This window comes from Aeromonas sp. 102P, from assembly GCF_051920345.1.
Taxonomy (GTDB): Bacteria; Pseudomonadota; Gammaproteobacteria; order Enterobacterales; family Aeromonadaceae; genus Aeromonas; species Aeromonas veronii.
In genome coordinates this window covers 430,330-441,698 of the sequence record NZ_JBQBCZ010000001.1, presented here as the reverse complement: position 1 = coordinate 441,698, position 11,369 = coordinate 430,330, and the positions used below count along the sequence as shown (strand labels likewise).

At 62.3% G+C, this 11,369-nt stretch carries 8 protein-coding genes; 4 read left to right on the top strand and 4 right to left on the bottom strand.

Annotated features, from left to right (window positions below; translation table 11 throughout):
- Positions 1-31: 31 nt before the first annotated feature.
- The gene (gene uvrD, locus ACTG1K_RS02145) at positions 32-2,203 is read right to left on the bottom strand and encodes a DNA helicase II (RefSeq protein WP_425856664.1); all 2,172 of its coding nucleotides are present in this window, start codon (positions 2,201-2,203) and stop codon (positions 32-34) included.
- A 506-nt stretch (positions 2,204-2,709) separates the two neighbouring features.
- Between uvrD and ACTG1K_RS02140 the strand changes: the two genes are divergently transcribed.
- The 4 genes from ACTG1K_RS02140 (at position 2,710) to ACTG1K_RS02125 (ending at position 7,445) form a co-directional block, all read left to right on the top strand.
- Positions 2,710-3,708, top strand: coding sequence for a BMP family lipoprotein (locus ACTG1K_RS02140; RefSeq protein ID WP_005340803.1), 999 nt, complete (start codon positions 2,710-2,712; stop codon positions 3,706-3,708).
- Positions 3,709-3,793: 85 nt separating this feature from the next.
- On the top strand, positions 3,794-5,359 hold the full coding sequence (locus tag ACTG1K_RS02135; protein WP_069555542.1) for an ABC transporter ATP-binding protein: 1,566 nt from the start codon (positions 3,794-3,796) through the stop codon (positions 5,357-5,359).
- Entirely contained in the window at positions 5,359-6,477 is a 1,119-nt protein-coding gene (locus ACTG1K_RS02130; RefSeq protein ID WP_201944166.1) for an ABC transporter permease, read from the top strand. Before ACTG1K_RS02135 ends, ACTG1K_RS02130 begins: the two co-directional genes overlap by 1 nt.
- A gap of 2 nt (positions 6,478-6,479) precedes the next feature.
- Positions 6,480-7,445 (top strand): ABC transporter permease, encoded by a 966-nt coding sequence (locus ACTG1K_RS02125; protein WP_005342529.1) that lies wholly within the window; start codon positions 6,480-6,482, stop codon positions 7,443-7,445.
- 84 nt (positions 7,446-7,529) lie between these two features.
- Here the strand turns inward: ACTG1K_RS02125 and mgtE are convergent, their stop codons facing one another.
- The 3 genes from mgtE to nirC all read right to left on the bottom strand — a co-directional run bounded on the left by mgtE (position 7,530) and on the right by nirC (position 11,326).
- On the bottom strand, positions 7,530-8,954 hold the full coding sequence (gene mgtE / locus ACTG1K_RS02120; protein WP_440004758.1) for a magnesium transporter: 1,425 nt from the start codon (positions 8,952-8,954) through the stop codon (positions 7,530-7,532).
- A gap of 146 nt (positions 8,955-9,100) precedes the next feature.
- A complete protein-coding gene (gene cysG, locus ACTG1K_RS02115) occupies positions 9,101-10,501 on the bottom strand; it encodes a siroheme synthase CysG (RefSeq protein WP_440004757.1) in 1,401 nt (466 codons plus the stop codon).
- A 12-nt stretch (positions 10,502-10,513) separates the two neighbouring features.
- Complete coding sequence (gene nirC / locus ACTG1K_RS02110) at positions 10,514-11,326, bottom strand: nitrite transporter NirC (protein ID WP_440004756.1); 813 nt, start codon at positions 11,324-11,326, stop codon at positions 10,514-10,516.
- Between the last annotated feature and the right edge of the window lie 43 nt (positions 11,327-11,369).

The window sequence follows — 11,369 nt, the reverse complement described above, 5'->3', positions numbered from 1 at the left end:
CCGGGTTGGTTGTATCAAAAGACGGGAAAAATCAGAGCGCTTCCAATCTGGCATAGGCCGTCACCAGCCACTTGGCGCCAACGTCGTCGAACTGGATCTGCACCCGGCTCTGCTGGCCGACCCCTTCGAAGTTGAGTACCACCCCTTCGCCGAATTTTGGATGGAGCACCCGCTGGCCGAGCTTGATGCCGCTGGCGTCAAAGCTTTGCTGCGCCTCGTTCTGGCTAAAGCGGCCGTACTGGGTGGGGCGGCTGACCTGAGTGCGCAGCCGGATCTCTTCCAGACATTCGGCGGGCATCTCGCGGATAAAGCGGCTCGGCTTGTGGAACATCTCGCGGCCATAGATGCGGCGGCTCTCGGCATAACAGATGTAGAGCTTCTCCATGGCGCGGGTCATGCCGACATAACAGAGGCGGCGCTCCTCTTCCAGCCGGCCCGACTCCTCGGTGGATTGCTGGCTGGGGAACATGCCTTCTTCGACGCCGACCAGCAGCACCAGCGGGAACTCCAAGCCCTTGGCGCTATGCAAGGTCATCAGTTGCACCGCATCGGCATATTCATCCGCCTGATTCTCGCCGGATTCCAGCGCCGCGTGGGCGAGGAAGGCGGAGAGATCGCTCATATCTTCCAGCTCGTCCGGGCGCTGGTACTGGCGGCAGGCGGTGACCAGTTCGTCCAGGTTCTCTACCCGCGCCTGGGATTTCTCGCCTTTTTCCGCCAGATACATCGCCTTGAGGCCGGAGTTCTGGATGGCGATATCCGCCTGCTGGTGCAGCGGCAGCATGGACACCTGCTCCTCCAGCGCGTCGATCAGTTCGACAAAGCCGCGCACCGCGTTGCCGGCGCGACCGGTCAGCACCTTGTCGTTGAGCAGCGCCTTGGCCGATTGCCACAGGTTGAGCCCCTGATCGCGGGCGTTGCCGCGCAGGATCTCGAGGGTGCGATCGCCGATGCCGCGGGTCGGGGTGTTGACCACCCGCTCGAAGCTGGCGTCGTCGCCGCGGTTGTTGATAAGCCGCAGGTAGGCCATGGCGTCTTTGATTTCCTGCCGTTCGAAGAAGCGCAGGCCGCCGTAGATGCGGTAGGGCATGGCGTCCTGCATCAGCGCCTCTTCCAGTACCCGGGACTGGGCGTTGGAGCGATAGAGGATGGCACAGTCGGCCAAGAGGCCGCCCTTTTCCTTCCAATCCTTGAGACGGCCGACCACGAAGCGCGCTTCGTCCACCTCGTTGAAGGCGGCGTAGAGCGAGATCGGCTCGCCCTCGGCACCTTCGGTCCACAGCTCCTTGCCAAGGCGCTCGGCGTTGTTGGCGATGACGCTGTTGGCCGCTTTGAGGATATTGGCGGTGGAGCGGTAGTTCTGCTCGAGACGGATGGTCTCGGCCCCCTGATAGTCGGTCAGGAAGCGCTGGATGTTCTCGATTTTGGCACCGCGCCAGCCGTAGATGGACTGGTCATCATCGCCGACGATCATCACCTTGCCGCTGTTGCCCGCCAGCATCCGCAGCCAGGCGTACTGGATGCCGTTGGTATCCTGAAACTCGTCCACCAGGATGTTCTGGAAGCGGTCGCGGTAGTGCTCGAGGATGTGCGGCTTGTTGAGCCACAGCTCGTGGGCGCGCAGCAGCAGCTCGGCAAAATCCACCAGTCCGGAGCGATCGCAGGTCTCCTGATAGGTCTTGTAGATCTGCTGATAGGTGCGGGTGACGGGGTCGCCGTAAAGATCGATGTCGCCGGGGCGCAAGCCCTCATCCTTCTTGCCGTTGATGTAGCCCATCACGGCGCGCGGGGCCCAGTGCTTCTCGTCGAGGTTGAGCGCCTTGAGCACCCGGCGGATCAGCCGGTACTGGTCGTCGGAGTCGAGGATCTGGAAATCCTGCGGCAAGCCCGCATCCAGATGGTGGGCCCGCAGCAGGCGGTGGGCGATACCGTGGAAGGTGCCGATCCACATGCCGCGCACGCCGTCGCCGATCACCTTCTCGACCCGGCCACGCATCTCGGCCGCCGCCTTGTTGGTAAAGGTGACCGCGATGATGGAGAAGGGTGAACAGCGTTCCACCTGCATCAGCCAGGCGATACGGTGCACCAGCACCCGGGTCTTGCCCGAACCGGCACCGGCCAGCACCAGCAGGTTGCTGCGGGGCGCCGCAACGGCATCTCTTTGCTTGTCGTTGAGCCCGTCGAGCAGGGTTGAAACGTCCATCACCACTCCTGTTTATTTATACAGGCGAGGATTATACGGCCATCCCCCCGTCAGACCAAATCCAAACTCGGGGGGAGGGGCGAGATGGGCGCTTGCAGGGGCGCCGATGTGGCCATTTTTGGCTGGCGCAGAGAGAACGGGACGGGGAGGTCTCCAGCTGTAGCCAATCCTTGCTCGCGCGGTTTGTGGGGATTTTGCGAGCCGGATCACGGGCTTGCCGGGGGGCTGGATGAATAACAGGGGAAAACGGTTTACAGTAACTTGCTGAACAATAAGAGAAATGTCGTTTGGGTCTTTTGGTTGTTAGCATAAAAAACTGAAAAGTAGCTAAAAAACAACTGCTTATAAGGTTATTTGCTTAGAATTCAAACCGTTAACGCAAACGTTTTTCCCTTATCATTTGCTTGACCCGCATCGGGGCTGACTTAGAGTAAGCCTGCGTGCTAGATAGCCTGCTCTGACAGGCAAGCAAGTTCCCTCACTTAATAACAATCAAGGATACGATCGTGACTAAAGTGCTCAAGCTGGCCACCGTGGCCTCCCTCACTCTCGCTGCTCTCTCTGCTCAGGCTGCTTCCGAGCCAGCCGTCATTTATGACACCGCGGGCAAGTATGACAAATCATTCAACGAAGCCGTGTTCCGTAACGGCGTCGAGCTCTACAACAAGGACAAGGGCGTCAAGGTCAAAGAGTTTGAACCCCAGAACGAAGCCCAGCGCGAGCAGGGTCTGCGTCGTCTGGCCAGCCGTGGCAACGGCCCGATCGTGGCGGTCGGTTTCAACATGGGCTCTGCCGTAGAAAAAGTGGCGACCGAGTTCCCGAAAACCCAGTTCACCATCATCGACATGGTGGTCGACAAGCCGAACGTCCAGTCCGTCATCTTCAAGGAGCATGAAGGTTCCTTCCTGGTGGGCGCGCTGGCTGCCATCGCTTCCAAGAGCGGCAAGGTCGGCTTCGTGGGCGGCATGGATATCCCGCTGATCCGCAAATTCCAGTGCGGTTACGAGCAGGGTGCCAAGTTCGTCAATCCGAAGATCGAAGTGTTCCAGAACATGGCGGGCTCTACCCCGGCCGCGTTTGCTGACCCGGCCAAAGGTGCCGAGCTGGCCAAGTCCCAGTTCGCCAAGGGCGCTGACGTGGTTTACGCCGCAGCTGGCGGTACCGGTATCGGTGTCTATCAGGCAGCCAAGGACAGCGGCAAGTTCGCCATCGGTGTGGACTCCAACCAGAACCACCTGCAACCGGGCACTATGCTGACCTCCATGGTCAAGTCTGTGGGTCTGGCAGCTTACCAGACCTGGGATGACGCGGCCAAAGGCGAGTGGAAGCCGGGTATCAAGAACCTGGGTCTGGCCGAAGGTGGTGTGGATTGGGCACTCGACAAGGACAACGAGAAGCTGATCACCCCGGAAATGAAAGCCAAGGTGGATGCCATCAAGGCTGAAATCATCGCTGGCAAGGTCAAGGTTCATGACTACATGAGCGATAACACCTGCAAATACTAATTAGATAGCTGCTACGACTCTCAACGCACCACCGGCCCGCACGGGCCGGTTTTTAGTCTTATTTCATGAAACGCAGGGCTGCATCATGGACCAGACAGATCGCTATGCCATCGAATTAAGAGGTATCGATAAGCGGTTCGGCGAAGTGTACGCCAACAAGCTGATCGACCTTAAGGTTCGCAAAGGCAGTATCCACGGCATTGTCGGCGAAAATGGCGCCGGTAAGTCCACCCTGATGAGCATCATTTATGGTTTCTACCATGCCGACAAAGGCGAGATGCTGATCGACGGGAATCCTTTCAAACCCCATGGCTCACAAGATGCGATTGCCGCAGGGGTGGGCATGGTTCACCAGCACTTCATGCTGGTCAATAACTTCACCGTATTGGAAAACGTCATCCTCGGCGCTGAGAACGGCTGGCACCTTCAGCAGAGCGTGGCGTCAGCCGAAAAGCTGCTGGGCGAACTGGCGCGGGATTATGGCCTCGACGTGCCGCTGCACGAAAAGGTCGAAGATCTGCCGGTTGGCTTGCAACAGCGGGTCGAAATTCTCAAGGCGCTCTATCGCGGCGCCCGCATCCTGATCCTCGACGAGCCGACCGGGGTACTGACCCCGCAAGAGGCGGATCACCTGTTCGAGGTGCTGAAAAAGCTGCGGGATCAGGGGGCAACCATCATCCTTATCACCCACAAGCTGCGGGAGATCCTGGCTATTACCGATCAGGTCTCCATCATGCGCCGTGGCGAGATGGTGGCACATGTCGCCACCAAGGATACCGACAAGGAGCAGCTGGCCGAACTGATGGTGGGCCGCAAGGTGCGCCTCAAAGTCGACAAGGGGCCAACCCAGCCCGGTGAAGCCAAGCTGAAGATCGAAGGGCTCAGCTACGTCGACGCCAGCAAGGTGGAGCGGGTCAAATCGGTCAGCTTCGAGGTGCGGGCCGGTGAGGTGGTCGGCATCGCCGGGGTCTCCGGCAACGGTCAGTCCGAACTGCTCAGCCTGCTTGGCGGTATTCTCAAGCCGAGCAAGGGCAGCTTCACCATCAGCAGCCGCAGCGGCGTGCACAAGGTGAGCGCGGAGCACCCGGCTGATCCCGAGCTGGTGCGCAACTACGGCCTCGGCCATGTGCCGGAAGATCGCCACAAGATGGGGCTGATCAACCGCTTCGAGGCGAAAGAGGCCTTCATTCTCGGTTATCACCGTCGCCCGCAATACAACAAGGGGTGGCTGCAGAACAAGGAGGCGATCCAGCAGGATTGCCAGGCCAAGATGGAGAAGTGGGACGTGCGCCCGCCCCATCCCGATCACAAGACCGCCAACTTCTCCGGTGGCAACCAGCAGAAGCTGGTGATCGCCCGTGAAGTTGAGCAGGACCCGGATGTGCTGTTGATCGGCCAGCCGACCCGCGGGGTCGACATCGGCGCCATCGAATATATCCACCAGCAGATCATCGCCATGCGCGACAAGGGCAAGGCGGTGCTGCTGGTCTCGGTGGAGCTGGACGAGATCATGAGCCTCGCAGATCGCATTCTGGTCATTGCCGATGGTCGCATCGTCGGCGAGCTGGATGGTGCCAAGGCGGATGAGCGCACCATTGGTCTGATGATGGCGAATATCGTTCCCGATGAAGTAGCCAAGGAGGCCCACTGATGAGCCAAGTACGTATTCCTGCCTGGGTCTCCGTAGGCGTCTTGTCTGCGGTCAACATCCTGCTGGCCTTCCTGGTGTCGGCCATCCTGTTCTACTACCTCGACATCAACCCGGTCGATGCCGCCAAGATCATGTGGTACGGCGCGTTCGGCACCGGTGAAGGGGTCGGTTTCACCCTCTACTACGCAACCGGCTTTATCTTTACCGGTCTGTCGGTGGCGGTCGCCTTCCACGCCGGTCTGTTCAATATCGGTGGTGAAGGTCAGGCCTATATCGGCGGTCTCGGTGTCGGCCTGGTCTGTCTGATGCTCGGCGATGTGCTGCCGTTTGCCCTGCTGTTGCCGCTATCCATCATTGCCGGTGGTCTGTTCGGTGCGGCCTGGGCCTTTATTCCGGCCTGGCTGCAAGCCAAGCGCGGCAGCCATATCGTCATCACCACCATCATGTTCAACTTCATTGCCGCCTCGCTGATGGCCTACCTGCTGGTGGAGGTGTTCAAGCCACCCGGCTCGATGGCGACCGAGAGCAAGGTGTTTGCCGAAGCAAGCTGGCTGCCCAAGATGAGCGGGATGGCGAGCCTGTTCGGGATGGATATCCCCAACAGCCCGCTCAACATCAGCTTCTTCTGGGCGCTGATCTGTGCGGCGCTGGTGTGGGTCTTTATCTGGCACACCCGCTGGGGTTACGAGATCCGCTCGGTCGGGGCCAGCCAAAGCGCCTCCGCCTACGCCGGTATCTCCTATCCCAAGGTGGTGATCCTGGCGATGGTCATCTCCGGCATGCTGTCGGGTTTCTTCGCCCTCAACGTGCTGCAGGGTGAACTGCACCAGATCAAGCTCAACTTCGTGGAAGGGTTCGGCTTCACCGGTATCGCGGTGGCGCTGATGGGGCGCAACCATCCGGTCGGCGTCATCATCGCCAGCCTGCTGTTCGGTTTCCTCTATCAGGGGGGCGCCGAGCTCAGCTTCGAGTTCGGTGTCGACCGCAACATCGTAGTGGTGTTGCAGGGTCTGGTGATCCTGTTCTGTGGCGCCCTTGAGCACATGATGCGTCCGCGCATCGAGCAGCTCTATCTGGCGTTTGCCAACCGCTCAGCCGCGCAAGCTAAAGGAGTCTGATCATGTTTGAAATTCTGATCCTGATGCTGGATGCGACCATCCGTACCGCGCCGCCGCTCATTCTGGCGGCCATGGCTGGCATGTTCTGCGAGCGCTCCGGGGTGGTCAACATCGCGCTGGAAGGCAAACTGCTGGCGGCGGCGTTCGCCAGTGGTGCGGCGGCGGCGGTCTCCGGTTCTGCCTGGGTAGGTCTGGGTGCCGGGGTGGGTGTCTCCATCCTGTTCGCCCTGATGCACGGCTTTGCCACCATCACCCACCGCGGTGATCAGGTGGTGAGCGGCATGGCCATCAACATTCTGGCGGCCGGTCTGACCGTGACCCTGGGCCGTTACTGGTTCGATCAGGGGGGCCAGACCCCGGCACTGTCCGGTGATGCCCGTTTCGCCCCCATCGATCTGCCCTATGCCAAGGAGCTGTGGGATGTGCCGGTGATCGGCCAGCTCTACAGCGAGCTGTTGAGCGGCCACTCCCTGCTGGAGTACGTGGCGTTTGCCTGCGTACCGCTGGCCTGGTGGGTGATGTTCCGTACCCGCTTCGGCCTGCGTCTGCGAGCGGTGGGCGAGGCGCCCGCAGCGGTCGATACCGCCGGTATCTCTGTGGTGCGGATGCGCTACACCGCGCTCATCATCGGCGGCCTGCTGGCCGGTATCGGTGGCACCTATCTGGCGGTGGCCCAGACGGCCCAGTTCATCCCCAACATGAGTGCGGGCAAGGGCTTTATGGCGCTGGCGGCGCTGGTGTTCGGCAAGTGGCGCCCCTGGAATGCCATGGCCGCCTGTCTGCTGTTCGGCTTCCTCGATGCGGTTGCCATCCGGCTGCAAGGGGTCAGCATCGGTGGCTTCGCCATTCCGGTGCAGGCCATCGAGGCACTGCCCTACATCCTGACCGTGTTCCTGCTGGCCGGCTTTATCGGCCGTGCGGTGGCCCCCAAGGCACTTGGTACACCTTATGTGAAGGAGCGGGAGTAGCGCCCTTTATCGCGATATTCCCGATCACACAGATAACAGCAGGCCCACTTCGGTGGGCCTGTTTTTTATGGATTGAGTGGCTGGTTACAGCAGGAAAATGGTCGCCAGCCCGAGGAAGATAAAGAAGCCGCCGGTGTCGGTGATGGCGGTGATCATCACGCTGGCCCCCACTGCCGGGTCGCGGCCGAGGCGGGTCATGGTCATGGGGATGATGACCCCCATCAGTGCGGCCACCAGCAGGTTGAGCATCATGGCCAGGGTCATCACCGCGCCGAGCGCCGCATCCTGATAGAGCAGATAGGTGGCAAGCCCCATGGTGCCACCCCACACCAGCCCGTTGATAAAGGCGACCCCGAGTTCCCGCAGCAGCAGGAAGGAGAGGTTGCCCGCCTGAATGTGCTGCAGCGCCAGCGCCCGCACTATCATGGTGATGGTCTGGTTGCCGGTGTTGCCGCCGATCCCGGCGACGATAGGCATCAGGGCCGCCAGCGCCACCAGCTGGGAGATGGTGTGCTCGAACATGCCGATCACCCGCGAGGCGACAAAGGCGGTGCAGAGGTTCAGCGCCAGCCAGGCCCAGCGGGTCTTGACCGCCTTGGAGACAGGGGCGAACACGTCTTCATCCTCGCTGATACCCCCCATCCGGCGCAGGTCGGTGTCACTCTCCTCATAAACCAGATCCACCACCTCTTCGACGGTGAGGCGGCCCATCAGCTTGCCCTTGCCATCCACTACGGCGGCGGAGAGCAGGTCATCCCGCTCGAAGGTACGGGCGGCTGCTTCGTCGTTATCCTCCGGATCGAAGGTGACCGGATCCCGCTCCATCACGTCGCTCACCAAGGTGGCGGGCTTGTGCAGCAGCACTGTGGTGAGGGCCAGCTCCCCCAGCAGGTGGTTGCGCCGGTCGATGACGAACAGCTTGTCGGTGTTGGCGGGGATCTTGCCGCGCAGCCGCAGATAGCGCTGCACAGTGGCGAGCGTCACCTCGGGGCGGATGGTGATGATCTCGAAGTCCATCATGGCGCCGACGGTGTGCTTGCCGTAGCGGATCACCTCCCGCACCCGATCCCGCTCGGCAGGGGCCATATAGGTGAGCAGCCGCCCCATCAGGTTGCGCGGCAGGTACTGGCCCAGATAGATCTGGTCGTCGATATCCAGGGTGTGCAGGGCGTGCAGCAGCTCCTTGTCGCTCATCCCGCTGATGAGGCTGTCCCACACCGTCTCCGACGCTTCGACCAGGATCTGGCCGCGCTTCTCCTCCTCCACCAGCGCCCACAGGGCATGACGCTCATCGGGCGGCAGCGACTCCAGCGCATCGGCGACGTCGGCGGCGGGCAACCCGTTGACCAGCGCGGTGAGTTCGCTGGTCTGATCGCGCTGCTCGGCATCCTGCACCACCTGCGGATCGAGCAGGCTGTCGGTGAGGGCATCATCGCGTAGCAGCAGGGTGAGAATGCGGGATCTGTCATCCGCGCGCTGCCGGGCGCTGTTCTTGATGGGAAGAGACATGGGATGAATTCCTGAGATGGTAGCCAAGGGCTCAATGCCCATAGGATACCAGACTTAAAACAACAGGTTACGACCGCGATGGGAGAAGAGGGGGGTAAAAGTGAGGCCACCTGCTGGTGGCCTCATGATCGTTTGCCGAGGATCCCTCAGGCGAGGGCGCGCTGAGCCTGTGGTGCCTCGCCAAACCAGGCGAGCCGGTCGGCCAGGGTCACCACCGAGCCCACCATGATCAGCGCCGGACTCTCGACCCCCATCGCCAGTGCGGGTAGCTCATCGAGGGTGCCGCGAATGACCCGCTGGCAGGGCTGGGTGCCGCGCTCGATCAGCGCTACCGGGGTGCTGCTCGCCTTGCCGTGGGCCAGCAGCTGTTCACGGATGGTGGCGCAGGAGGATAGCCCCATGTAGAACACTAGCGTTTGCTTGTCCTTGGCCAGCAGCGGCCAGTCGAGATCCCGGGCGCCCCCCTTGCCGTGGGCGGTGACGAAGCGCACGCTCTGGGCGTGATCGCGGTGGGTGAGCGGAATGCCGGCGTAGGCGGCGCAGCCGCTGGCTGCGGTGATGCCGGGCACCACCTGAAAACCGATGCCGCTGCCGACCAGCGTCTCCAGCTCCTCGCCGCCACGGCCGAAGATAAAGGGGTCGCCCCCCTTCAGCCGCACCACCCGTTGCCCCTTTGTCGCCTCCTCCAGCAAGAGCTGGTTGATCCCCTCCTGCGGCACGCAGTGGTTGCCCGCCTGCTTGCCGACGAAGATGCGCTTGGCATCCCGGCGCACCAGCGCCATCACCTCGTCGGAGACCAGTCGGTCGTAAACCACTACGTCCGCCTGCTGCATCTGGCGCAGGGCGTGCAGGGTGAGCAGACCCGGATCGCCGGGGCCGGCACCCACCAGCACCACCTCGCCAGCGCTCTGGCTTTCGTCGGCAAACAGGCTGTCGGCCAGCTGGTGGGCAGAGGCGCTATCCCCCCGCGCTAGCGCCTGACCGAGCCGATCCGCCCCGAGCAGCCGCTCCCAGAAGCGGCGCCGCTCTCCCATGCTGGCGAATCGCGCCTTGACCCGCTCCCGCAGGCTGCCGGCGAAGGCCGCCACGGCCCCCAGATGTTGCGGCAGCAGGGCTTCCAGTTTTTCCCGCAGCAGCCGGGCCAGCACAGGCGCCTTGCCGCCGGAGGAGATGGCCACCATCAGCGGCGAGCGATCGATGATCGACGGCATGATGAAGCTGGAGCGTTTCGGGTCGTCCACCACGTTGGCAAAGATCCGCGCCTGATTGGCGCTCTGGTAAACCAGTGCATTCACCTCGCGCCGATCGGTTGCGGCCACCACCAGCCACTTGCCCGCCAGTTGTTCCGGCACAAATTCACCGGCCAGCCACTCGATGCTCCCGTTGGCAGCCAGTTCCGCCAGCTCGGGGTCGAGCTCGGGCGCGACCACTGTGAGGTGGGCACCGGCATCCAGCAGCAGGCGCGCCTTGCGCTCCGCTACCTCGCCGCCGCCGACTAGCAGCACGGGTTTGTTGTCGAGTCGGCAAAAGATGGGCAAGTAGTCCATGGGGCCTCCGGATCAGGCGGTTCGGGTCTGGTTGGCGGTGCTGGTGGTCTCGTGTACCGCGACCGGGCGCTCTGCTTTCGGGGTGGCATACCAGTAGCCGAGGCCCATAAAGAGAACGCCGGAGACGGTGTTGCCCAGCGTCACCCACAGCAGGTTGTGGCCGATGCCGCCCAGGGTGTAGGCATCCGAGTGGGCGCCGAACCAAGAGAGGGCGAACAGGGTCATGTTGGCGATGGAGTGCTCGTAGCCGGAGGCGATAAAGGCCAGCAGGCACCACCAGATGGCGATGAAGCGGGAGGCCCCTTCGGTGCGCAGCGCCATCCAGATGGCGAGGCAGACCAGCCAGTTGCAGAGGATCCCCTTCATAAACAGGGTCAGGGCCGGGGCCTGAGTCTTGGCCAGCGCCACCTTGTGGGCCAGACTGCCCGCGTCCGGCAGCAGACTGCCGCCGTAGGAGTAGATGAGCGCCACCACGACGGAGCCAATCAGGTTGCCCGCCCAGGTCTGCGGTAGGATACGCAGCAGGTCGGCCATGGTGATTTTGCCCGTCTTCACCCCGAAGGTGAGGAACATGGTGTGGCCGGTAAACAGCTCGGAGCCGGCGATGATCACCAGCGTCAGGGCGATACCGAAGGTGGCCCCCATCACCAGCGGCCGGATGGCGGGATCCACCAGATTGCCGAGGGTGAAGATCAGGATGATGCCGAGGCCCACATAGGCCCCCGCCATGGCGGAGCTGAGCCAGAAGCCGAGCTTGTCGCTGCGCTCGAAGCGGTTGATGCGGGCCGCGTTGGCGGCGCACTTGTTGATGGTTTCCGTGTACATCTTGTGAGTCCTTGAAAGGGCTGCCCACAGGCAGCCCGAAAGA